Source organism: Novosphingobium resinovorum (assembly GCF_001742225.1).
In the GTDB taxonomy this organism is placed as follows: Bacteria; Pseudomonadota; Alphaproteobacteria; order Sphingomonadales; family Sphingomonadaceae; genus Novosphingobium; species Novosphingobium resinovorum_A.
The window spans coordinates 413733-435894 of record NZ_CP017077.1 but is presented as its reverse complement, the minus strand read 5'-3'; the positions used below and the strand labels follow the sequence as shown (position 1 = coordinate 435894).

Here is a 22162-nt window from a genome sequence, read left to right as displayed (position 1 = left end):
ATGCCGTTCCGCTCAGGCCGCCGCCTTGATTCCCTGCGGCGGCGGGGCGGGACGGAACAGGTCAAAAGCGTTGCCGCCCAGGATCGCCGCCTTCTCATCCTCGCCGATCTCGATCCCGTCGAACAAGTGTGCGGCGACTTTGCGCGATTTCGGGAAAGTGCCTTCGGCGTGCGGGTAGTCGGTCGCCCAGAGCAGCGACTTCAGGCCCGTGACCTCGCGCGACATGATGCAGGCGCGGTCGTGCTGGAACGCACAGCTCACCTGCCGCTGGATGATCTCGCTGGGCTTGAGGCTCAGCACCGGGCGCACGTAGTAGTTGTGCGCCTCGTAGACCTCGTCCATCCGCTCGGCGAGCGCGGCGAGCCAGCTCGCGCCGCTTTCCACGAAGCAGATCTTCGTATCGGGATTGCGATCGAGCACTCCGCCCGAGACCAGCCGCATCGTCGCGTCGATCCCCTCGTTCATCTGCGTCGCGTAGTTGATGACCGCCGCGCCCGGGCCCCGCTCCGAAATCCACGGCCGGTCGCCGGTGCCGGTGTGGAAAGTGAAGACGATGCCGAGGTCGCCGGCAAGGCGGAACACCGGATCCCACGCCTCGTCGTTGTAGGCGGGCAGCGCCGCGCCGGTAATCGTGGGCAGCATCGCGGCGGTGTAGCCCAGCGTGCCCACCCGGCGCAGTTCGGCGAGGATATCCTCGATCGCGAGCGCGGGCAGCATCGCAGAGGGCACGAACATGTGCCGGTGCTCCCCGAAGAACTGCAGCGCCCAGTCGTTGTAGAGCTGGCTGGAGGCCACCGCGGCCTCGCGGTCGCGCACGAAGTAGAGCACGAGGCCAAGCGTCGGGAACACCAGTTCGCAGTCGATGCCCTCCATCTCCATGTCTTCCAGGCGGCCGACGAGGTTGGAGGCCCCCTTGCGCTTGGAGCGGCCGATGTCTCCTCCATCGGGCGCGGCGGCCGACAGACGCTGGCGGTGGACGACGTCGGGGCCGACTTTCATCTTCATGTAGCCGTCTTCCATCGCGGCGCTGACGGCGTGCTTCTGGAGGCTGGCGGGCAGTCCGTCGAGAAACAGCGTGCGCGGCTCGACGATATGCGCGTCCGCGCTGAAAATGCGGTTTTTCATCATCCACTCCACGAGATTGTGAAATTACTTGTATTAATTTATAGTCCGATCCTGATAGCAACGCAAGGGCGCGGCGCTGCCGGGAAACTGGCGCGAAAGCGCGGATTGCGCCGGAGAGAGGAGAAATTTTCGCATGGACCATCGCGTTGCGCTGGTGACTCGGGCCGGTGAATACGTCGGGCCGGCCTTGGCCCGAGCGCTCGCCGCGGGTGGCCATTCGCTCGTCCTCCATGGCGCCGACGAAGCGTTGGTGGAGGAACTGGGCGGGCAAACGCAGGTCTGTGCGATCGGCCTCGCCGAAGTGCCGCTCACCGGGCCCGGCTCGCTTGCCGAGGCAACGGGCTGGCGACGCCTGGTCGATGGCGCGCTCGCCCGTTTCGGCCGCCTCGATTGCGCGGCGATCTATCCGCCGAGCGGGACTGCTGCGGTCTTCTGCAGCGGACCGCTGCTGGCCGCCGCCCCTTCCGATCTCACCGAACTCGCCGGCTATGCGACGAGCACGCTGCACGCACTGCAGGTCCTGATCCCGCCCCTGCGGGCAGCGGGCGGCGGCCAGATCGTCGTCTTCACCAGCGACGCCGGCGCTCGCCCCGAACCCGGCTGGTCGATCTACGGCGCCGTGCGTGCAGGCCAGAGTTTTCTCGTACAGGCCGCCGCGCTCGAACATGCGGGCGAAGGGCTGAGTATCAACGCGGTGGGCTCAAAGAACGTCGTCGGCCCCGGTTTCCCCGGCGCGCCGGCCGAGGGGCTGGACGACCGCCACGTCCCCTCCGGCCCCTGGAGCCGCCAACTCGAAAGCGAGAGTCCGGCCGGCCGCATGGGCACGATGGCCGAACTCGCGGCCTTCTGCATGCCGCTGCTCGACGGCTCCAGCCGCTACCAGACCGCGCAGTACTTCTCGTTCAGCGGCGGCTGGAACACCGCCGCGCGGCAGGCGGGCACGGGCACGTAACCCTCGCCTAACCTGCGACGCACCCCATATTCCCACGATCCAACGGAGAGAACCCGAAATGCCTGAAGCCTATATCGTAAGCGCCGTACGAACCGCCGGCGGACGCCGCAACGGCCGCCTGCGCGACTGGCACCCGGTCGACATGGCCGCGCGCGTGCTCGAAGCGGTGGTCGCGCGCAGCGGCATCGACCCCAACGTCATCGACGACGTCATCATGGGCTGCGTCACGCAGGCCGGTGAGCAGGCGTTCCATGTCGGGCGCAACGCCGTCCTCGCCTCCTCGCTGCCCGACCGCATTCCGGCAGTGACGATCGACCGCCAGTGCGGATCGTCGCAGCAGGCGATCCAGTTCGCGGCGCAGGCGGTGCTCTCGGGCACGCAGGACGTCGTCATCGCTGCGGGCGTGGAAAGCATGTCGCGCGTGCCGATGGGCCTGGCGCTGAGTGCACCATTGCAGCAGGGCATCGGCACCGGCCCCTATACCCAGGCCATATTCGACCGCTACGGCGTCACCGAGATCACCCAATTCGCCGGCGCCGAGATGATCGCCGCCAAGCACGGCCTGACCCGCGACGATCTCGACGCCTTCGGCTTCGAAAGCCAGCAGCGCGCCATCGCCGCCACCCGCGCCGGTGCCTTCGAGGCCGAGATCCTGCCGCTGGAAGTGGTGACGGCGGAAGGCGCCACCGAACTCCACGTCGTCGACGAGGGCATCCGCTTCGACGCCACGCTGGAGGCGATCCAGAGCGTCAAGCTGGTGACGCCGGGCGGTATCATCACCGCCGCAACCTCCAGCCAGATCTGCGACGGCGCCTCGGCGGTGATGATCGTCTCGGGCGAAGCGCTCAAGGCGCACGGCCTCACTCCCATCGCGCGCATCCACGCCTTCGGGGTGACGGCGGGCGACCCGGTCATCATGCTGGAGGAGCCGATCCCCGCGACTCGGCATGTCCTTGGCAAAGCCGGGATGACGATCGGAGAGATCGACCTCTACGAAGTGAACGAGGCCTTCGCCCCCGTCCCGCTCGCCTGGCTCAAGGAACTGGGCGCCGATCCGGCGAAGCTCAACGTCAACGGCGGCGCCATCGCGCTCGGCCATCCGCTGGGCAGTTCGGGCACCAAGCTGATGACGACGCTGATCCATGCCCTGAAGGCGCGGGGCCTGCGCTACGGGTTGCAGACGATGTGCGAAGGCGGCGGCATCGCCAACGTCACCATCGTCGAGGCGCTTTAAGGATATCGCAGGCGCCGGCCGGAACCGGCGCCTGCGAACCGTTCAGCGCAGTCCCATGCGAATGCCGCCGTCGAGCCGGATATCCTCGCCGTTGATGTAGCCGTTGCCCACCAGTTCGACCGCGAGCCGGGCAAATTCCTCCGCCGCGCCGAAGCGCTTGGGGAACGGGATCGAGCCGTAGAGCGCCTCCTTCACCGCATCGGGCGCGCCCTGCATCAGTGGGGTGTCGAAGATGCCGGGCAGGATCGTGTTGACCCGGATCGCCTCGCCCGACAGGTCGCGCGCCAGCGGCAGGGTCATGCCGACGATGCCGGCCTTGGATGCCGAATAGGGCACCTGTCCCGTCTGGCCGTCCTCCGCCGCGATGCTGGCGGTGTTGACGATCGCCCCGCGCTCGCCGTTCTCCAGCGGGTCCAGGGTCAGCATTCCCGCCGCCGCCTTGACTATGCAACGGTAGGTGCCGACGAGGTTGATCTGGATCTCGCGGTCGAAGTCTTCGGCCGCCAGCACCACGATCTCGCCCGTCTTGCGGTCACGGCGGACCGACTTGACCGCCTTGCCGGTGCCCGCGCAGTTGATCAGCACGCGCTCCTGCCCGTGGGCGGCGCGGGCCTTCGCGAAAGCCGCGTCGACTTCGGCGTCGTTGCAGATGTCCACCTTGCAGAACGCGCCGCCCAGTTCGGCGGCCAGAGCCTCGCCCTTATCGGCATTGAGGTCGAACAGCGCCACCTTGGCTCCCTGTGCCGCCAGCGCCCGCGCCGTCGCGGCACCGAGCCCCGATGCCCCGCCGGTGACGACGGCGGCGATGTTTGCAATCTCCATTCACGCAACTCCTCTCGAAACGGGCCCGGTCACAGCCGGGCCGACCTGAAAATGAAAATCGTCCGCGCGCTGCATGTCCTGCGCCACGCTGCGTCCTGAGCGGAACCACAGCCACGCGCCGACGAGGTTGGCGAAAGCCACCAGGGCAAGGGCATAGCGCAGCGACAGGTTGCCGTGCCGCGCCTGGAAATGGTCGCTCAGCATGCCCGTCAGCAGCGCTCCGCAAGTACTGCCCAGCAGGTGCGCGACGAGGTAGTAGATCGCCATGCCGATCCCGCGCGCGCGCACCGCCAGCAACGACTGGTATGTGGCGACGCCCGGCCCGCTCACCGCGTTGGAGAACAGCCCCCACGCGCAGAACAGCGCCAGCGCGCCCACCGTCACGTCGACCAGCAACGCCGCCACCGAGAACACGAACGAGGCCAGCAGCGTCGCCGCGCACCACCACGACCGCCAACGCAGGTCGCGCGCGGCAAGGCGGTCGACGATGTAGCCGGATAGCGGTACGCCCAGCGCCCCCGCACCGCCGAACGCGAGCGCCAGGAAGGCAGAGGCGGAGGCAAGGCTCAAGCCGTGGACGCGCATCAGGAACGAGGTGAGGAACGCCACCATCGCGGTCAGCGAGCCGGTGTAGAAGATCACGCCTGTCAGGATCAGCCGCGCGCTGCGCTGGCCGGCGATGTGGCGCAGGGCCACGCGGAACGGCAGGGCTTCTGCCTCGGGGCTCTTGCGGCGATCTGAATCGTCGATGGTGAAACCGGCCAGCAGGCCCAGCAGGACCGCCGGCACACCCGCGATGAGGAACGTGGCGCGCCAGCCGTAGGTCGCGGCGATCAGGCCGCCGAGGAGGAAAGTGCACAGCAACCCGAGCGGAGCCCCCGCGTAGAAGATGCTCATCGCCAGGCCGCGCCGTTCGGGGGGAAAACGCTCGGATATGATCGAGACCATCGCCGGTCCGCCGCCGGCCTCGCCGGCGCCGACGAGGAGGCGCGAGGCGAGCAAGTGGGCGAAGGTCCCAGCCCATGCCGCGCTGGCGGTCGCGGCGCCGAAAACCACCACGCAACCCGCGAGAATCCGGCTTCTGTCGAGGTTGTCGACCGCCCAGCCCAGGATCAGCCCGGCGACCGAATAGAAGGCCGAAAAGCCGATTCCGACGAGGATTCCAAGCTGTGTGTCGGTCAGCCCGAACTCCCGCTTGATCGGTTCGGCGAGCACCGAGAGAATGGCCCGATCGACACCTAGCATGACATGGACGACCATGAACAGGACAAGCAGATACCACTGCGCCCGTCCCAGCCTGAGGGCCCGGTTCCGCCGCGCGAATTTCGCCTCTTGATCCATGCCGTCTTCTCCCGAGCGGACCTTCTGGCGAGAACCGCTTGACCCGACCCCCATTAACTTACACCATTCATTTTTGAAACTGCCAATTTGAGCTGCACCAAAATGCGCGGCCCGGCGGCGACACGGGAGAGTTCGCGCAATGACGTCCAAGGCAGGCCAGACCCCGGTGTTCGGCGTCCAGGCGCACCCCGGCGGGCTGTTCCGTCGGGCGATCTCGCTCGATCACCGCGGCCCCGGCCGCGTTGTTGGCTGGCTGGAGGACCACTACCACCACTTCGGCGTAACCATCGACCATGCCGAGGGGCATGTGCGCGACGTGCGCATGGCCGCGCCGCGCTTTCCTTGGGCGACCTGCGCCGGGGCCGCCGTACCGCTGCGCGCACTGGTCGGCCAGCCACTTATCACCCGCGCCTCGGACCTGGGCCGGCTGATCGACATGCGCCTGCAATGCACCCACGTCTTCGACCTCGTGGCGCTGGCGCTGGTCCAGGCGGCGACCGGGCGGCCGGACCGCACTTACGAGGTGCAGGTCCCCGACCGCGCCGTCACCGTCAATCCCGATGCCGCCAATGCCGCCGAGATCAACCTGTTCGGCCCTGGCGAAGTCTCGCTGCTGCGCGACGGCGAGCGGGTGATGCACTGGAGCCTCGACGGGCAGACGATCACCGGCCCAGACCCCTATGGCGGCCATTCGCTGGGCCAGGGCTTCCGCCAGTGGACCGAGACGATGCCCGAGGAAGAGGCAGAACACGCGACGATTATCCGTCGTGCACTGCTGGTCGCGGGCGGGCGCTACCAAGACCTTGACGTGTTCCCCACCTCGGCCGCGCAGAACATGCCCGCCGCCTGCCACAGCTTCCAGCCCGGCCAGCGCGACGTCGCGTTCCGCCTCTCCGGCTCCGACCGCAACTACGAAACCGCGCGGGAGGCGATGCTCGCCCACCGCGCGGTCACGCCCTGAGCGCCTGGTCAGCTCAGCGCCCTATGACCAGCCGGTCGACATAGTCGGCGCAAAGCCCGCAGGCGACGTAGTGCTCGCGCGCGGCGGCCATCTTGGTGAAGCAGTCCTCGTACCCCATCGCCTTGCCATAGGGGTCGACGTAGACGTAGCCGCCGGTCACGAAGAACAGCGTAATCATCTCGCTCACGCCATCGGGGATGACGAGGGTGTGCGTCTCGCCCGGCGGCTCGAAGGCGTAGTCGCCCGGCGTCGCCACCCAGTCGTGCTCCAGATAGCGCCACGTGCCCCGCTGGGTGAAGGCGTGGACCGCGCCGTTGTGGCGATGGCGCGACAGCACGCCGGCGCCGCGCACGCGCAAATAATTGATGTAGAACCCCTGCTCGGGCGCGAAGGAAACCGGGCGGAACCACACGTTCTCGCCCTGTGGCACCCAAAGCCGCTCGTCGCAGTCGATCTGCGCGCCGCCGGGCACCAACAGGTCGGCGATCATCCCGGCCGGCTGCGGCAACTGGTAGGCGATCGCCTCGGTGTCCCGGTTGAGCGTCCTGCCTTGCGTCATGGTCTGGTCCTTTCGCTGCGATTCGCGCCGAACACGCCCTCGGAGGCGAGGTTTGCGATCGCGTCGGTCGTGTATCCGAGGTCGAGGAGCACGCTTTCGCCATCTGCGCCGAGCGGCCGGGGTGGGCGCGGGGGCGGCAGCGGGGTGGCGCTGAAGCGGGGTGCGGGAGCGGGCTGGACGATGCCGGCGACGTCGACGAATGCCCCGCGCGCGAGGTTGTGCGGGTGGCGCGGCGCCTCGTTCATTGAGAGTACGGGGGCGAGGCAGGCGTCGCTGCCCGCGAAGATTGCCTCCCATTCGTCGCGGGTGCGCCTGGCGAAGATCGCGGCGAGCTTTTCGCGCATGACGGGCCAGCGGCCTTCGTCGAACTGCTCGTCGAAATCGGGGTCGTCGGCAATGCGGGTCAGCTTGCGCAACTGCGCGTAGAACTGCGGTTCGATCGGGGCGATGGCGACGAAGCGGCCATCGGCGGTCTCGTAGGTGTCGTAGAACGGCGCGCCGGTATCAAGCAGGTTGACGCCGCGCTCGTCGCGCCAGGTGCCTTGCGCCAGCATCCCCCAGAACATGCTGGAAAGCAGCGCCGCGCCGTCCGCCATCGCCACGTCGACTACCTGCCCCGTGCCGCTGGCGCGCGCGGCGAACAGCGCGGAGAGCAGGCCCGCGACCAGCAACATGCCGCCGCCGCCGAAATCGCCCACCGCGTTGGTCGCGGGCGTAGGCTTGCCCCCGGCGCGGCCATAGCCGTGCAGGTTGCCCGAGATCGCTATGTAGGTGAGGTCGTGGCCGGCGGTCGGCGCCAGCGGGCCGTCCTGCCCCCAGCCAGTGATGCGCCCGTAGACCAGCGCCGGATTGACCGCGAGCAGCGCCTCGGGCCCCAGCCCGAGTCGTTCGGCGACGCCCGGGCGGAAACCTTCGACGAACGCATCGGCGCCGCGCACCAGATCGCGCAGGACGTCGATCGCGCCAGGCACTTTCATGTCGAGCACGATCGATCTGCGCGAGCGTGCCAGCACGTCGTAATCCTGCAGCAGCCCGCCCTGGTTGGCGCCGCCGGGGCGGTCGACGCGGATGACCTCGGCGCCCAGGTCCGCCAGCAGCATGCAAGCGAAAGGCCCCGGCCCGACGCCGCCCATCTCGATGATCCGTATCCCGTGCAAGGGGCCCATCGGCTCGCTCTCCCAATAACTGAACATCTTTTATTTTTTCTTGGCTTTGTCGCGCCGGAATGTAAAGCCTGAGCATCACCCCTGCGGAAAAAGCTGCGGGCAAGACCAAGTGGAGTTAGGGATGAGCACGAATACCGAGGTCACAGCCAAGCCGGCGACGTTTGAACTGGTCGACGACCACATCGCCGTCATCACCCTGAACCGCCCGGAAAAGCGCAACGCGATCAATGGCGAAATCGCCCGGCTGGTCGATGGCTACCTCAAGGAGATCGAGGGCAACGTGGCGATTCGCGTCGCGATCCTCGCCTCCTCGCTGGAGAACGTGTTCTGCGCCGGGGCCGACATCAAGGAGATGGCCGAGGGGCGGGGCCACGAACTGTCGACGCCCGACGGCGGCTTTGCCGGGCTGATCGACGCGCAGCGCCGCAAGCCGCTGATCGCGGCGGTGCGCGGCGCGGCGCTCGGCGGCGGGTGCGAACTGGCGCTCGCCTGCGACATGATCGTCGCCTCGGACGATGCGCGCTTCGGCCTGCCCGAAGTCAAGCGCGGCCTGTTTGCGGGCGCCGGTGGCGTGCACCGCCTGCCACGTGCCATCCCGCGCAACGTCGCGCTCGAACTGATCGCCACGGGCGACCCGATGAGCGCCGCCGACGCGCGCGCCTATGGCCTCGTCAACCGCGTGGTGCCCAGCGCCGAGGTGCTGGGCGCGGCGCTGGCACTGGCGCGCACGATCGCGGCGAACGCACCGCTTGCGGTGACGGCAAGCCTCGTGGTCGCGCGGCAGGCTTCGGAACGGGGCGACGCGGACTTGCGCGAGTTGTCGCTCACGCTGGGCGGCCCGGTCTTCGCCTCGGACGATGCGCAGGAGGGCTCGCGCGCTTTCCTCGAAAAGCGCGCGCCGCAGTGGCAGGGGCGATGAGCGCAACGCCGGCGTGGTTCGACGGCGCGGTCGCGGCCGCGCCCGAGGTCTCCACGTTGGCGCTGGGCGACAAGCGGATCGAACTGCTCGTGTGGGGCGATGCGGGACGACCCGGACTGCTGCTGCTTCACGGCAGCATGGCGAACGCCTGGTGGTGGGCCGTCATCGCGCCGCTGCTGGCCGACCGCTTCCGCGTCGCCGCGCTCTCATTCTCGGGGATGGGCGCCTCCGCGCACAACCCGCCCTACACCGTGGCCGGTTATGCCGACGAGGCGATCGCCGCCGCGCGCGCCGCCGGGCTGTTCGCGAGCGGGGTGGCGCCGGTGGTAGCCGGCCATTCGGCGGGCGGCGGCGTGGCGGTGCAACTGGCGACGCGCGCGGGGCCCGAGCGGTGCGGCGCGGCGATCATCGTCGACAGCGCGATCCTGCCGGGCGGGGTCGAGTTCGGCGAGCCACCGGGCAAGCCCGCCCGCGTCTATGCGACGGTGGCGGAAGCGGTGGCGCGCTACCGGCTGGTGCCGGCGCAGGCGATCGTCCACCCGTTCCTCGTCGCGTGGGTCGCCGCAAAGTCGCTGCGCCGGGTGCCGGGCGGGTGGACCTGGTCGTTTGACCCGGCGTTGCGCGGCACGTTCAGCGCACGCGCGGCGTGGGACCTGCTGCCGCGTATCCAGTGCCCGCTCCACGTCGTCAACGGCGCGCAATCCAGCGTCACCACGCCCGCGCGCATGGCGCTGATCCTGGCGCAGGCGCCCGCCGGCACGCAGGTGATCGAGATAGCCGAAGCTGCCCACCACGTCCCCATCGACCAGCCGCTCGCGCTTGCAGAGGCGATCGGCGCCATCGCGGACGAGATCGTTCGCAGCGAGGGGCTTGCGCAGGGCGAGACGCGCAGCTAGTGATAGCTTAATAGTATTCATTTGTTGGCGGGGATGATGGATCGGCCGGCTCGGCGACGAGCCCCCTCCCCCGACCGCATGGGACCAGGAAGAGGGCAAGGGCTTGCAAGTGCGTTCAGACAGCGTGGGCAGCGTACCGGTCGCGGCGGGTGGCGGGCGTTTCCCGGCCTACTTCGACGAACGGGTCGAGACGATGCCGCGTGCCGACATCACCGCACTGCAGGAAGCGCGTCTGCGCCTGCTGCTGCGCCACGCCTACGAGCATGCGCCGCTGATCCGGCAGGTGTGGCAGGCGGCCGGCGTCTCCCCGTCGGACATCCGCTCGCTGGACGACTTCGCGGCCAAGGCGCCGTTCACTTCGAAGGATCACGTCCGCGCGTTCCGGGACCAGGGCGGCGATCCGTTCGGGGGCATGAACAGCGCCGATCCGCACTATCTCAAGGGCGTGACCTTCACTTCGGGCACCACCGGCGATCCCACCCCGGTGCTACGCGGCGGGCGCTCGATCTCGGAAATCTGCACGATGCGCGATAGCTGGATGCTGGGCGCACGGCCGGGCGACTACGTAACCGTGGTGCGCCCGACCTTCCGCGTCGGCCACGTCAACCGGCATTACCAGGAGGCGGGGCTGATCCCGATCCTGTTCAAGCACGCGCCCGCGATCCTGCCCGACTTCTTCCGCGCCGCCCGGCTCTATCGCCCGAGCCTGCACTACTTCCTCTCCACCCCGCTGCTGATCGCGATGGAGGAGTATTTCGAGAAGACCGGCACCGATCCTCGCGCCATATTCGACGGCTGCCACGGCGCCACCGTGGGCGGCGAACCGCTCAGCCCCCGGCGGCTGGAAGTGGTGCGAAGCTGGGGGCTCGACCTGTTCGAAGTCAGCGGCCTTGGCGAATCGCTGACGCTGGTGGAATGCCCCGCGCACGACGGCATGCACGCCTGGGAGGACCAGGCGCTGATCGAATGCCTCGACGTGCGCGACGACAGCCCGGTGCCCGACGGCGAAGTGGGCGAGCTGGTAGTGACCGTGCTCAACGATCCGTTCCAGCCGATGGTGCGCTATCGCACCGACGATCTCGTCACCGTGAGCCGCAGCCCCTGCGCCTGCGGGCGCACCCATGCGCGCATCCGCATCGTCGGGCGCAAGAGCGACCAGACGTTCGTCGCCGGCAGGCCGGTCATGCCGCGCGACCTGCAACTGGCGATCGAGGGCCAGCGCGCCAGCCGCGCCGGGCTGTTCCAGATCATCCGCTTCGCCGACGAGATGGACGCTCTTCGCATCCGCATCGGCTACGACCCCGCCGCGCTGGCGGGCACGATCGAGGCGCACGGTGAGGCGCTGCGCGATGCGCTCGAAGGGGCGGTGGGCGTGCCGGTGGAGGTATTGCTGACGCCCGATGCGGAGCTGCTCAAGCTGGGCCCACCGCACAAGATACCGCGCGTCGCGAAAGCCTGAACGGCAAACGGGCCTGAACGGCAAAACGGGAACGACAGCCGGCGACAGGCCGGGACAAGAGGAGGATCGGGTGGACGGTAATATCAGGGACAAGGTCGCCATCGTCGGCGTCGGCGCCACGCCCTATTACAGGCGCGGGCAGAGCTGGCCCAAGACGATCTACACGATGATCGGCGAGGCCATCATCGCCGCGGCCGAGGACGCCGGCATCTCGGTAAAGGACATCGACGGCTTCGCGTACTATTCCAACGCCTCCTCCGGCTATGCCGAGGCGATGGACACGGCCACCATTGTCGAGATGCTTGGCATTCCCGAAGTCACTTTCACCGGCACCCTGACCGGCGGCGGCGGCGGCTCGGCGGGTGCGGTGGGGCTGGCGGCGGCGGCACTGCTGGCGGGCGAAACCAAATACTGCGTCACGCTGATGGCGCTGCAGCAGCGCAAGCAGCGGCTCGGCTCCTCGTTCGCCGCCCTGGCGCCCACGCCCGAGACCTCGTTCCTCCAGCCCTCGGGCCTCGTCGGGCCGGGGCACCTGATGTCGATCCTGGCGCGCCGCCACATGCACGAGTTTGGCACCCGGCGCGAAGCCTTCGCCGAGATCGCGATCTCCAGCCGCATCAACGCGATGAACCGGCCGAGCGCAATCATGCGCGAGCCGATGACGCTCGACGACTACTTCAACGCGCGCATGGTCTCCGACCCCTTGTGCCTGTTCGACTTCTGCCTGGAAACCGACGGCTGCATCGCGATCATCACCACCACCGCCGACCGCGCCAGGGACGGCAAGAGCAAACCCGTCTACGTGATGGGCTCGACCCATGGTGGTTCCAAGGACTGGGGCCGCGCTTTCATGGGCATGCAGATGAGCGACGAATACTTCGCCTCGTCAGGTCATGCCCCGGTCGCCCGCCGGCTTTACGAGAAGGCCAGCGTCGGCCCGCAGGACATCGACGTGGCGCTGATCTACGACCACTTCTCACCGATGGTGCTGATGCAGCTCGAGGACTACGGGTTCTGCGCGAAGGGAGAAGGCGGCGCCTTCGTCGAAAGCGGGGCGATCCGCTTCGACGGTGGCTCGCTGCCGGTGAACACCCACGGCGGCCAGCTTTCGGAAGCCTACATCATCGGCATGACCCACATCCGCGAGGCGGTGGAGCAACTGCGCGGCGAGGCGACCAACCAGGTCGCCGGCGCCGAGATTGCGCTTGTCACCGGCGGCCCCGCCAACCTGCCCGTCAGCGGCATGATCCTTCGGAGATAACGGATATGGCACAGACCAAGGCCCTGACCGGCGAGGGCATCGCCGTGACCGTCAGCCCGATGACCGAACCCTACTGGCAGGCCACGCGCGAACGCCGGCTGGTGGCGGCCAGGTGCACCCACTGCGCGCACTTTCGCGTGCCGTTCCTGCCGTTCTGCCCCAACTGCAACGCGCAGGAGGTCGAATGGGTGGAGCTGACCGAACCCGGCACGCTCTACAGCTTCACCTTTTACCCCCACCCGCAGCGCGAGACGGCGGACGACCAGACCATGCTCGCTCCCGCGATCGTCGAGTTCGCGCAGGCTCCGGGGGTGCGCTACGCCGGCAACATGATCGACGTCGACACCGCCGACCTCGCCATCGGCATGCGGGTCGAAACGGACTGGATCTTCAACGGCGATGGCTGGGGCCTGCCCGCCTTCCGCCCCCTCGCCTGACCCCGACGAACGGCAGAACACGATTATGGACTTCACCTGGACACCCGAACAGCAGGACTATCGCCAGCACTTGCGCGCCTTCATCGCCAGGGCGCTGCCGGCCGACTGGGAGGCGAAATCGAACTACGATCCGGGCTCGCCCTACGTCGTCGATTTCGCGCGAGACTTCTGCCCGGCGCTGGCCGCCGAAGGCCTGCTGATCCCGCACTGGCCGGTCGAACACGGCGGCGGCGGCGCCGACCCGTGGTTCCACTGGATTCTGGGCGAGGAAATGTTCGCGGTAGGCGAGCCGCGCAGCTACCAGTACATGAACGTCAACTGGATCGGCCCGGCCCTGCTGCGCTACGGCAGCGCGGCGCAGCAGGCGCTGCACATCCCGCAGATCACCGGCGGTTCGGTGTTTTGGTGCCAGGGCTTCTCCGAGCCGAGCGCGGGCTCCGACCTCGCCGCGCTCAAGACCCGGGCCGAGCGTGACGGCGACGGTTACGTGATCAACGGGCAGAAGATCTGGACCTCGGCCGCCAGCTTCGCCAGCTACTGCTTCCTGCTCGCCCGCACCGGCCCGACCAAGCGCGACATATCGGTGTTCCTGGTGCCGATGGACACGCCGGGCATCGAAGTGCGCGAGGTCATGTCGCTGACCGGGCGCCGCTCGCTCCACGAAGTGTTCCTGACCGACGTCCGCGTCGGCGAGGAGACCCGGCTGGGCGAGGAGAACGCCGGCTGGGCGATCGTCAAGGCGGTGCTCCACAACGAGCGGATCGGCGCCCCGCGCTACATCATGGCGCAGCGCGCGCTCGATGCGGCGGCGCGCGTATTGCGCCAGGACGGGCGGTTCGACGTTCCCTCGATCCAGGCCGGGCTCGGCAAGGCGCGCGCCGCCGTCGATGCCTGCCAGTTGCTGTGCTTCCGCATCATCGACGGGCGCATGAAGAACGTCTCACCCGGCGGCGAAACCAACGTCGCGCGCTATGCGCTGGCGCTGGCGGATCGCGCGGTGGGCGACTTCATCGGCGAGCATCTCCACGATGCGCTGCTGGCGCGCGAGGAACAGACCATCCTCACCCAGTTCCGCCGAGCCGCCTCGACCGGGCTTGGCGCGGGCGCCGCCGAAATCCAGCTTGACATCGTCGCCCAGAGCTTCCTCGAACTGCCCCGGAGCCATTGACCATGGACCTCGACCTGTCCTCCGACCAGCGCATGCTGCTCAGCGCCATCGAGCCGCTGCTGGCGCAGCATCGCCAGTTGCCCCAGCCTGCCGCGCCAGACTACGTGGTCGTCGGGGGCGACCTCGACGCGGCACTTGACGCCGCCGGTTTCTACGGCGACGCGGACGGCTTCGACCTCGAACGCGCCGATGCCGCACTGCTGCTCGACCAGATCGCGCAGTGCCCCTTCGCGGTCCCGGCGATGGCCTCGCTGACGGTGGCGCCGGCGCTGGGGATTGCCCTGCCCCGCCCGATCGCGCTGGCCGAAAGCCTCGACCCCCGGGTGCCGATCCGCTTCCTTGCCCAGTCGCGCACGCTGCTGGTGGCGCAAGGAGAACAGGTCCTGGCGCTGGACCTCGAAGGCGCCGAGATCGTGCCGCAGGACACCATCTTCGCCTATCCTTTCGCCCGCCTCGCCAGCTACCCGGCCGATGCCCTGCGTCCGCTCGCAGGCGTGAACGCACAGCAGTTGCGCGACGGCTGGGCGCTGGGGCTGACCTTCGAAATCCTTGGCGCGCTGCGCGCCGCGCACGCGCTGACGGTGGACTACGTCAAGCAGCGCCACCAGTTCAAGCGCGCGATCGGCGCGTTTCAGGCGGTGCAGCACCGGCTGGCCGAAGGCGCCACCCACATCGAGGCGCTGCACTACCTCGCCCACCGCGCGGCGATTGGCGGGGATTCCGCCGAGATTGCGCTGGCGACCAGCTACGCGCAGCAACACGTTCCGCAGATCGTCTACGACTGCCACCAGTTCCACGGCGCCATGGGGCTGACGCTCGAATACGTGCTGCACCATTGGACCTACAAGCTCAAGGCGCTAGCGGGCGAGCTGGGCGGCGCTTCGGTGCAGGGCCGCCGCGCGGCGCAACTGCAGTGGAGCGAAGCGGCATGAGGATCGTCGCCGAGGGGCTCAAGTTCCCCGAAGGACCCGTCGCGATGAAGGACGGCTCGGTGATCTTCGTCGAACTGGCGCGGGGCACGCTCAGCCGAGCCTGGGGCGAAGGCAAGGTCGAAATCATCGCGGACCTCGGCGGATCGCCCAACGGCGCCGCCATCGGCCCGGACGGGCGGTGCTACGTCGCCAACAACGGCGGGGTGAAGTTCGTCGAGGCAGGCGGCAAGCTGCGCCCCGCCGGCAACCTGCCCGATCCGGCCTGGATCGAGGCGGTGGACCTTGCCACCGGCGCCGTCGAACGCCTCTACGATGCCTGCGACGGCCGCCCGCTGCGCCACGCCAACGACCTCGTGTTCGATGAACACGGCGGCTTCTACTTCACCGACAGCGGCAAGACGACCGCCGCCATCAACGAGCGCGGGGCGATCTACTACGCCCTGCCCGATGGCTCGGCGATCCGGCGCGTCGCCTTCCCGCTGACCAGCCCCAACGGCATCGGCCTTTCGCCCGATGGAAAGACGCTCTACGTCAGCGAGACGCCCACCGCACGGCTCTGGGCCTTCGAGGTCACCGGGCCGGGGCAGGTGCGAAAGCTCAAGCAGAACGACATTCCCCACGGCGGGCGCTTCGTGATCGGCTCGGCCAACTTCCAGCGGTTCGACAGCCTCGCGATCTCGGCCTCGGGCAAAGTCCTCGTCGGCACCCTGACCAATGGCGGCATCAGCGAGATCTGGCCCGATGGGTCGGCGATGCGCCACCATCCGCTGCCCGACGGGCACGTCACCAACCTGGCCTTCGGCGGCGAGGACCTGCGCACCGCCTACGTCACCCTCGCCGGCGCCGGCAAGCTGGTGGCGCTCGACTGGCACGAGCCGGGCCTGCGCCTTGCCTACAACGGATAGCACGCCCATGACCCGCCGCACCGGATCGAGCGAACGTCCCGACCTGCCGATCGCCGTCGTGCTCGGCGCCGGGGGCATGGGCATGGCGATCGCCCGCCGCCTCGGGCAGAACCACCGTCTGGTGCTGGCGAGCCAGTCCGCCGGCCGGATGGAAGCGCGCCGCGAACAACTCGAAGGCGAAGGCCTCGACGTCGCGGTGGTGCAGTGCGACGTCACCGATCCCGCGTCGGTCGAGGGACTGGCGCGCTTCGTGGGGGGGCATGGCCGCTTCCGCACGCTGGCGCACGTCGCGGCGCTTTCGCCTAGCATGGCGGACTGGGATACGATCTGGCGGGTCAACCTGGTCGGCGCGGCGCGGATGGAGCGCGCGATGCTCGGCTTGGCGAGCCAGGGCAGCGTCGCGATCTTCGTCTCCTCGCTCGCCGCGCACATGGCCCCGCCGCTGGCACCGGCGCTGCGAGACCTGCTCGACGACCCGCTCGCCGCCGACTTCCTCGACCGGCTGAGCGAGACCGTGGCGGAGCACACACCGACGCAGGCCTACATCCTCTCCAAGCTCGCCCTCAACCGCCTGTGCCGCCGCGCCGCGCCGCGCTGGGGGGCACGCGGCGCGCGGATCGTCTCGATGTCGCCGGGCCTCATCGCGACGCCGATGGGCGCGCTGGAGTTCGCCAACCAGCCCGGCAAGATCGACCTTCTCGACCGCACACCGCTGGCCCGCGAAGGCACGATGCTGGAAACCGCCGACGCGGTGGAATTCCTAGCCTCGGACAAGGCCTCCTTCATCACCGGCACCGACCTGCTGGTCGACGGCGGCATCGGCGCGGTGCTGGAGTTTTCCGGCGGTTAAGGTGTGGTCGGTTTCGTGCAGCGGCGATCGGTTCAGCCCACGAAGCCGCGCAACCGTTCCGTCACCGCTTCAGCCTCCGCCATGATCCGCGTGATCAGGGTGTGGCAATCGGGAATGTCGTGGATGATCCCCTGCGCGAGGCTGGCGGACCAGATGCCGGCGTCGAGGTCCCCCGTCTCGTAGACGATCCGCCCGCGCGATCCGGCGACGAGGTGCTTGATGTCCTCGAAGCTGCCGCCACCCGCCTGGATTTCAAGAACCTCGCGGCTGATCGCGTTGCGGGCGACGCGGGCGGTGTTGCGGAAGGGGCGATAGACGAGGTCGGTCTCGCGCTCGTCGTTCTCGACGATGCGGCGTTTCACGTTCTCGTGTATCGGCGCCTCCTTTGTGGCGAGGAAGCGCGTGCCCATGTTGATCCCATGTGCACCCAGGGCCAGCGCCGCGACCAGTCCGCGTCCGTCCGCGAAACCGCCCGAGGCGATGATCGGGATGGTCAGCGCATCCGCCGCCGCCGGGATCAGGACGAGGCCCGGAACGTCGTCGTCGCCCGGGCGCCCGGCGCATTCGAAGCCGTCGATCGAGACCGCGTCGACGCCCAGCTTCTCGGCCTTCAGAGCATGGCGCACCGCCACGCACTTGTGGATGATGGTGACCCCGTGCGGCTTGAACTCGGCCACCGCCTCCTCGGGCCGGCCCACCGTCTCGACGATGCGCACCCCCGCCTCGATCACCGCCTGGCGGTATTCGGCGAGCGGGGTGGCGTTGATGGTCGGCAGGTTGGTGACGTTCACCCCGAACGGCTTGTCGGTCATCTCGCGGCACCGCGCGATCTCCCGGCCGAGCGCCTCGGGCGAAGGCTGCGTCAGCGCGGTGATGAAGCCCAGCCCGCCGGCATTGGCGACGGCGGAGACCAGTTCGGCCCTCCCCACCCACTGCATGCCACCCTGCACGATCGGATGCTCGACTCCGACGAGTTCGGTCAGTTTCGTCTTCATGTGCCTATCGCCCGGTGAATGCCGGGGCGCGCTTTTCCATCACCGCCCCCAGCCCTTCTTTGAAATCCTCGCTGCCCAGCAGCATCGCCTGCGCCAGCACGTTGGCGGCCCATTCCTTCTCCATCGTCGATTCCAGACCGCGATGGAGGCCCTGCTTGGCCAGCGCATAGGCCTGCGGCGCCACTTGCGTCAGCTCGCGCGCGAAAGCCTCGCGCCGCTCGGCCAGCGCTTCCGGCGCGACCACCTCGACCACGAGGCCGAGCCGCAGCGCCTCGTCGGCCTTCATCGGCCGGCCGCGCAGCACCATGTCGGTCGCGGGGCCCAGCCCGACCAGCCGGGGCAGCAGCATCATGCCCCCCAGCGGCGGCAGGATGCCCAGCTTGATCCAGCTCTCCTGGAAAAATGCGGTATCGGCGACGAGGCGATAGTCGCACACCAGCGCCAGTTCGCAGCCCACCGTCACCGCCGCGCCGGCAAAGGCGCACAGCGTCGGCTTGGGGCAGTGCCAAAGCGCCCGCGCAGCGCCCTGGAAGCTGCGATAGACCTTGTCCTTCACCACCAGCGCCGGGGTGCGCGACAGGTCCTGCAGGAACGAGAACTCCGCCCCCGTCACGAAATGCCGCCCCTTCGCGGTGAGCACGATGGCGCCGACGTCGGGGTCGTCGGTCAGTTGCACCACGGCGCGGCCGATCTCGTCCATCGTCTCGGCGCGCACGCTGTTGCGCGCCTCGGGCCGGTGGATGGCGATCGTGCCGACGCGGTCGGCGCAAGTGACCTCGATGTCGCGATAGGTCATCGGCCGTCCTTGCTGCGGTTGGTGAAAGCCTCGCGCCGGGCCTGGAATTCGTGCCCGAAGATCAGCGAGGTCTGGGCGATCCGCTCGATATCGCGCGCGGTGCCGCGATCGGTGGCGGCGACCGCATCGATCGTCAGCTTGCTCAAGCCCAGCGCCTCGCGCGGGAGCGCTGCCAGCTCACGGGCGAAGGCATCGACCCGCTCGGCGAAGACCTCGGCCGGATGGACCGCGTGGACAAGGCCGATGGCCAGGGCCTGCGCCGCATCGACCGACTGCCCCGCCATCGCGATCCACTTGCTCCAGTGGGGGCCGACGAGGCGTGTCATCCGGCTGACCCCGCCGCTTCCCGATATCGTCCCCAACCCCACTTCCGGCAGACGGAAACTGGCCGCGTCGCTGGCGAGGCGGAAATCGCACGAGACCGCCATCTCCAGCCCCGCGCCCAGGCACGGCCCCTGCGCCGCCAGCACGATCGGCTTCTCCACCGCTTCCATCTCGTCGTAGAGCAGGTGGTGCCGGCGGTAGAACGTCCGGTATTCCGCTCCTGCAGCCGGGGTGTCGGCGGCAATGTCACCGCCGCGGCCGGTCACCGTCTTCAGGTCGATCCCGGCGGAGAAGTAGCGCCCCTGTGCGGCGATGACGAGGACGCGCAAGTCCGGCCGGTCGCGCAGCGCGGTCACCGCCTGCCACAAAGTCTCGGTGATCGCATCGTCGATGGCGTTGAGCTTTTCGGGCCGCGCGAGCGTGACGGTGAGCACACCGTCCGCCTCGTGCAGCAGCGCGTGGTCCTGAGTTTCGCTCATGCCACGAGGTCCTGGAACGCCTTGTCCTTGTCGACCCGCGGCTCGCCCGGCAGGCCCAGGCACCGCTCGCCGATCTGGTTGCGCAGGATCTCGTCGGTGCCGCCGGCGATGCGCATGGTGATGGCGAACATGTAGGCCTCGAAGCTCTGGCGCTGGTGCGGGTTGAGCGGCCCGGCGAAGACCCCGGCGGCATCGTCCAGTTCCATCGCGAAGGCCGCCATCTCCTGCACCTTGGTGGCGAAGGCGAGCTTCGCGAGCGCCGCCTCGGGCCCGGGCACCCCGCCCTTGGACATCAGCGTCATCAGGCGATAGCGATACCACGCCAGCCCCTGCCCGCGCGCGTACCACTGCGCCAGCTTCTCGCGCGTGGCACCGTCCTCGACCGGCGCGCGGCCCGATGGGCCCGGCCGCTGCGCCAGCGCGAAGACGTCGTCGAACGTGATGCTCTCGCCCGCCTCGTCGCCGATCATCCGTTCGCTCATCAAGGTCGCCATCGAGACGCCCCAGCCGCCGCTGACCGCCCCCAGCCGCGCGCTGTCGGGGATCACCACGTCGGTGAGGAACACCTCGTTGAATTCCGACTGCCCGGTGATCTGGCGGATGGGACGGATTTCGATTCCCGGCGTCGCCATGTCGAGGAGGAAGAAGGTCAGCCCCTTGTGCTTGGGCACGGTGGCATCGGTGCGCGCCAGCAGGATCGCCTTGTGCGCGTGATGCGCCCAGCTCGACCATACCTTCTGGCCGTTGACCACCCAGTTGTCGCCCTCGCGCACCGCCTTGGTGCGGATGCCGGCAAGGTCTGACCCGGCGCTGGGCTCGGAATAGAGCTGGCACCACAGCACGTCGCCGCGCAGCGTCGGCGCGGCTAGGTCCTCGACCTGGTCGGGCCGGGCGTGGGCCAGCAACGCCGGCACCGTCATCTGCACGCCGACGTGGAGGAACGGCCCGGTGGGGATGTGGTAGCGTGCCTCCTCCTCGCCGAAGATCAGCGCTTCCATCGTCGAGCCGCCGCGGCCGCCGACGCTGGCCGGCAGGGTGATCCCGGCGAAGCCCGCCTCCAGCTTGCGCCGCTGCCAGGCGCGGGCGCGCTCGACCAGTTCGGCCTCGCCCCACGGGTGGGGCGGCGGGGCGGCGTATTCGGCTGCGTTCTCGGCCAGCCAGGCGCGCGCCTCGGCGCGGAAGGCGGCTTCGCTAGGGGTGTCGGAAAAGTCCATGGCGGTGACCCTCTCAAGCGCTCTGCGCGGACAGCAACTGGTCGATGATGCGCCCGCTCCAGTGCGAGGCGGCGCCCAGCGAGACCGCGAGCAGGCGCGATCGGCGGTAGTGGAAGTGGCAGTTCGCCTCCCAGGTGAAGCTGATGCCGCCGTGTACCTGCATGTTCTCGCGCGCCGCGAATTCGTAGGCCTCGATCGCGCTGACCCGCGCGGTGGCGGCGGCCAGCGCCCGGTCGGGTGCCTCGTTCTCCATCGCCCAGCCGGCGTAGTAGGCATTGGAGCGCGCGAGCTCCACTTTGGTCAGCATGTCCGCCAGCTTGTGCTTGATCGCCTGGTACGAGCCGATGGCGCGGCCGAAGGCCTTGCGCTCCAGCGCATAGTCGCGGCCCATGTAGAGCGCGGCTTCTGCCCCGCCGACCTGCTCGAACGCGGTGAGCACCGCGGCCTTGTCGAAGCAGGCGAGAATCGCCGCGCGTGCATCGCCGGTGCCGAGGCGTTCGGCAGGCGCCGCGGTGAAGGTGACGACGTGGCCGGCGCGTAGCTGGTCGAACCCGCTGATCCGCTCGCGCGCGACACCCTCCCCGCGCGCATCGACGCAGTAAAGGCCGACGACGCCGGCCGCGTCCTTCGCCGCGACGATCAGGTGATCCGCCACGCCGCCATCGAGCACCGGCCATTTGACGCCGCTGAGGAACCCGTCGCGCACCGTGCAGGCGAAAGCGTCCATGACCGCGTGTTCGGGCGCGCCGGGGCCTTCGAAGAAAGCCAGCGCCGCGACTGCCTCGCCGGTCCCGAGCGCGGGTAGCAGGCGTTCCTTCTGCGCGTGCGAGCCACGGGCCAGGATCGCTTCGGCGGCGAGGCCCAGCGAAGAGGTGAACGGCACCGGCGCCACCACCCGCCCCAGTTCCTCGGCGATGACGCACTGTTCCAAAGTGCCCAGCCCCAGCCCGCCGTATTCCTCGGGAATGCCGACCATCAGCCAGCCGAGTTCGGCCATGCCATTCCACAGTGCCGGGTCGGTCTCGTCGCCCTGCTCGATCGCGGTTCGCAGGCGGTCGTAGCCGACGCGTTCGGCCAGGTAGCGGCGCGCCTGTTCTTGCAGCATCTTCTGTTCGTCGGTCAAATCGAAGTTCACCGAAGTACGCTCCCCGTCGCGGATGATTTGCCGGAGCGGGGGCGAGCCTCGACCGGGGCGCTCCATGCACGCCGGCCATCCGCTTCACCGTCCTCTCCAAAGATGAATGCTATAAAGTTATGAGTCGGGCATATGGTCGCGCGCGTGTTGTGTCAACATCGGCTCTCGTGCGAGAAGGGACCTTTCCCGGTCCGAAGGGCAGATGCCCGGGCGTGAAGGGGGGGATTGGATC

22 protein-coding genes are annotated in these 22162 nt (G+C 69.0%); 12 read left to right on the top strand and 10 right to left on the bottom strand.

Annotated elements, in window-relative coordinates; genetic code table 11:
• Positions 1-12: 12 nt before the first annotated feature.
• A complete protein-coding gene (locus tag BES08_RS27125; RefSeq protein ID WP_197524547.1) occupies positions 13-1125 on the bottom strand; it encodes an amidohydrolase family protein in 1113 nt (370 codons plus the stop codon).
• A 133-nt stretch (positions 1126-1258) separates the two neighbouring features.
• On the opposite strand from BES08_RS27125, the gene BES08_RS27120 reads away from it, so the two are divergent.
• On the top strand, positions 1259-2077 hold the full coding sequence (locus BES08_RS27120) for an SDR family NAD(P)-dependent oxidoreductase (RefSeq protein WP_069709913.1): 819 nt from the start codon (positions 1259-1261) through the stop codon (positions 2075-2077).
• 58 nt (positions 2078-2135) lie between these two features.
• Positions 2136-3311, top strand: coding sequence for an acetyl-CoA C-acetyltransferase (locus BES08_RS27115; RefSeq protein ID WP_069709912.1), 1176 nt, complete (start codon positions 2136-2138; stop codon positions 3309-3311).
• 42 nt (positions 3312-3353) lie between these two features.
• On the opposite strand, the gene BES08_RS27110 is transcribed toward BES08_RS27115, so the two are convergent.
• Positions 3354-4133, bottom strand: a complete 780-nt coding sequence (locus BES08_RS27110) for an SDR family oxidoreductase (protein WP_069709911.1) — start codon at positions 4131-4133, stop codon at positions 3354-3356.
• Entirely contained in the window at positions 4134-5474 is a 1341-nt protein-coding gene (locus BES08_RS27105; protein ID WP_069709910.1) for an MFS transporter, read from the bottom strand.
• 139 nt (positions 5475-5613) lie between these two features.
• Here BES08_RS27105 and BES08_RS27100 point away from each other — a divergent pair, with 139 nt between their 5' ends.
• Positions 5614-6435: a DUF2889 domain-containing protein gene (locus BES08_RS27100; protein ID WP_069709909.1), complete on the top strand. Its 822-nt coding sequence runs from the start codon at positions 5614-5616 to the stop codon at positions 6433-6435.
• Positions 6436-6448: 13 nt separating this feature from the next.
• On the opposite strand, the gene BES08_RS27095 is transcribed toward BES08_RS27100, so the two are convergent.
• Entirely contained in the window at positions 6449-6994 is a 546-nt protein-coding gene (locus BES08_RS27095) for a 2,4'-dihydroxyacetophenone dioxygenase family protein (RefSeq protein WP_069709908.1), read from the bottom strand.
• Positions 6991-8187 carry a CaiB/BaiF CoA transferase family protein gene (locus tag BES08_RS27090; RefSeq protein WP_083274858.1) on the bottom strand — a complete coding sequence of 399 codons (1197 nt, stop codon included), beginning with the start codon at positions 8185-8187 and terminating at the stop codon, positions 6991-6993. Before BES08_RS27090 ends, BES08_RS27095 begins: the two co-directional genes overlap by 4 nt.
• 94 nt (positions 8188-8281) lie before the next feature.
• On the opposite strand from BES08_RS27090, the gene BES08_RS27085 reads away from it, so the two are divergent.
• From BES08_RS27085 to BES08_RS27045, 9 genes are all read left to right on the top strand, one after another.
• Positions 8282-9079, top strand: coding sequence for an enoyl-CoA hydratase-related protein (locus tag BES08_RS27085; RefSeq protein ID WP_069709907.1), 798 nt, complete (start codon positions 8282-8284; stop codon positions 9077-9079).
• Positions 9076-9975 (top strand): alpha/beta fold hydrolase, encoded by a 900-nt coding sequence (locus BES08_RS27080; RefSeq protein ID WP_069709906.1) that lies wholly within the window; start codon positions 9076-9078, stop codon positions 9973-9975. The genes BES08_RS27085 and BES08_RS27080 overlap by 4 nt, the downstream gene beginning before the upstream one ends.
• 103 nt (positions 9976-10078) lie before the next feature.
• Positions 10079-11434, top strand: coding sequence for a phenylacetate--CoA ligase family protein (locus BES08_RS27075; protein WP_197524546.1), 1356 nt, complete (start codon positions 10079-10081; stop codon positions 11432-11434).
• Positions 11435-11504: 70 nt separating this feature from the next.
• Positions 11505-12695 (top strand): thiolase C-terminal domain-containing protein, encoded by a 1191-nt coding sequence (locus BES08_RS27070; RefSeq protein WP_069709904.1) that lies wholly within the window; start codon positions 11505-11507, stop codon positions 12693-12695.
• A gap of 5 nt (positions 12696-12700) precedes the next feature.
• Complete coding sequence (locus BES08_RS27065; RefSeq protein WP_069709903.1) at positions 12701-13132, top strand: Zn-ribbon domain-containing OB-fold protein; 432 nt, start codon at positions 12701-12703, stop codon at positions 13130-13132.
• A gap of 25 nt (positions 13133-13157) precedes the next feature.
• Entirely contained in the window at positions 13158-14300 is a 1143-nt protein-coding gene (locus tag BES08_RS27060) for an acyl-CoA dehydrogenase family protein (RefSeq protein ID WP_069709902.1), read from the top strand.
• A 2-nt stretch (positions 14301-14302) separates the two neighbouring features.
• On the top strand, positions 14303-15232 hold the full coding sequence (locus BES08_RS27055; protein ID WP_069709901.1) for an acyl-CoA dehydrogenase family protein: 930 nt from the start codon (positions 14303-14305) through the stop codon (positions 15230-15232).
• The gene (locus tag BES08_RS27050) at positions 15229-16137 is read left to right on the top strand and encodes an SMP-30/gluconolactonase/LRE family protein (protein ID WP_069710212.1); all 909 of its coding nucleotides are present in this window, start codon (positions 15229-15231) and stop codon (positions 16135-16137) included. Before BES08_RS27055 ends, BES08_RS27050 begins: the two co-directional genes overlap by 4 nt.
• 7 nt (positions 16138-16144) lie before the next feature.
• Positions 16145-16987 carry an SDR family oxidoreductase gene (locus BES08_RS27045; RefSeq protein WP_069709900.1) on the top strand — a complete coding sequence of 281 codons (843 nt, stop codon included), beginning with the start codon at positions 16145-16147 and terminating at the stop codon, positions 16985-16987.
• 32 nt (positions 16988-17019) lie between these two features.
• On the opposite strand, the gene BES08_RS27040 is transcribed toward BES08_RS27045, so the two are convergent.
• From BES08_RS27040 to BES08_RS27020, 5 genes are read right to left on the bottom strand one after another with little or no spacing between them, the layout of a single operon-like run.
• A complete protein-coding gene (locus tag BES08_RS27040; protein WP_069709899.1) occupies positions 17020-17982 on the bottom strand; it encodes an NAD(P)H-dependent flavin oxidoreductase in 963 nt (320 codons plus the stop codon).
• A gap of 4 nt (positions 17983-17986) precedes the next feature.
• Positions 17987-18778, bottom strand: a complete 792-nt coding sequence (locus BES08_RS27035) for an enoyl-CoA hydratase/isomerase family protein (RefSeq protein WP_069709898.1) — start codon at positions 18776-18778, stop codon at positions 17987-17989.
• A complete protein-coding gene (locus tag BES08_RS27030; RefSeq protein ID WP_069709897.1) occupies positions 18775-19581 on the bottom strand; it encodes an enoyl-CoA hydratase/isomerase family protein in 807 nt (268 codons plus the stop codon). Before BES08_RS27030 ends, BES08_RS27035 begins: the two co-directional genes overlap by 4 nt.
• Complete coding sequence (locus BES08_RS27025; RefSeq protein WP_069709896.1) at positions 19578-20795, bottom strand: acyl-CoA dehydrogenase family protein; 1218 nt, start codon at positions 20793-20795, stop codon at positions 19578-19580. The genes BES08_RS27030 and BES08_RS27025 overlap by 4 nt, the downstream gene beginning before the upstream one ends.
• A gap of 13 nt (positions 20796-20808) precedes the next feature.
• The gene (locus BES08_RS27020) at positions 20809-21930 is read right to left on the bottom strand and encodes an acyl-CoA dehydrogenase family protein (RefSeq protein ID WP_069710211.1); all 1122 of its coding nucleotides are present in this window, start codon (positions 21928-21930) and stop codon (positions 20809-20811) included.
• Between the last annotated feature and the right edge of the window lie 232 nt (positions 21931-22162).

Bases quoted from the DNA above. Each gene is read 5' to 3' on its own strand.
- BES08_RS27125 (WP_197524547.1), bottom strand. From the start codon at position 1,125: ATGAAAAACCGCATTTTCAGCGCGGACGCGCATATCGTCGAGCCGCGC.
- BES08_RS27120 (WP_069709913.1), top strand. From the start codon at position 1,259: ATGGACCATCGCGTTGCGCTGGTGACTCGGGCCGGTGAATACGTCGGG.
- BES08_RS27115 (WP_069709912.1), top strand. From the start codon at position 2,136: ATGCCTGAAGCCTATATCGTAAGCGCCGTACGAACCGCCGGCGGACGC.
- BES08_RS27110 (WP_069709911.1), bottom strand. From the start codon at position 4,133: ATGGAGATTGCAAACATCGCCGCCGTCGTCACCGGCGGGGCATCGGGG.
- BES08_RS27105 (WP_069709910.1), bottom strand. From the start codon at position 5,474: ATGGATCAAGAGGCGAAATTCGCGCGGCGGAACCGGGCCCTCAGGCTG.
- BES08_RS27100 (WP_069709909.1), top strand. From the start codon at position 5,614: ATGACGTCCAAGGCAGGCCAGACCCCGGTGTTCGGCGTCCAGGCGCAC.
- BES08_RS27095 (WP_069709908.1), bottom strand. From the start codon at position 6,994: ATGACGCAAGGCAGGACGCTCAACCGGGACACCGAGGCGATCGCCTAC.
- BES08_RS27090 (WP_083274858.1), bottom strand. From the start codon at position 8,187: ATGTTCAGTTATTGGGAGAGCGAGCCGATGGGCCCCTTGCACGGGATA.
- BES08_RS27085 (WP_069709907.1), top strand. From the start codon at position 8,282: ATGAGCACGAATACCGAGGTCACAGCCAAGCCGGCGACGTTTGAACTG.
- BES08_RS27080 (WP_069709906.1), top strand. From the start codon at position 9,076: ATGAGCGCAACGCCGGCGTGGTTCGACGGCGCGGTCGCGGCCGCGCCC.
- BES08_RS27065 (WP_069709903.1), top strand. From the start codon at position 12,701: ATGGCACAGACCAAGGCCCTGACCGGCGAGGGCATCGCCGTGACCGTC.
- BES08_RS27060 (WP_069709902.1), top strand. From the start codon at position 13,158: ATGGACTTCACCTGGACACCCGAACAGCAGGACTATCGCCAGCACTTG.
- BES08_RS27055 (WP_069709901.1), top strand. From the start codon at position 14,303: ATGGACCTCGACCTGTCCTCCGACCAGCGCATGCTGCTCAGCGCCATC.
- BES08_RS27050 (WP_069710212.1), top strand. From the start codon at position 15,229: ATGAGGATCGTCGCCGAGGGGCTCAAGTTCCCCGAAGGACCCGTCGCG.
- BES08_RS27045 (WP_069709900.1), top strand. From the start codon at position 16,145: ATGACCCGCCGCACCGGATCGAGCGAACGTCCCGACCTGCCGATCGCC.
- BES08_RS27040 (WP_069709899.1), bottom strand. From the start codon at position 17,982: ATGAAGACGAAACTGACCGAACTCGTCGGAGTCGAGCATCCGATCGTG.
- BES08_RS27035 (WP_069709898.1), bottom strand. From the start codon at position 18,778: ATGACCTATCGCGACATCGAGGTCACTTGCGCCGACCGCGTCGGCACG.
- BES08_RS27030 (WP_069709897.1), bottom strand. From the start codon at position 19,581: ATGAGCGAAACTCAGGACCACGCGCTGCTGCACGAGGCGGACGGTGTG.
- BES08_RS27025 (WP_069709896.1), bottom strand. From the start codon at position 20,795: ATGGACTTTTCCGACACCCCTAGCGAAGCCGCCTTCCGCGCCGAGGCG.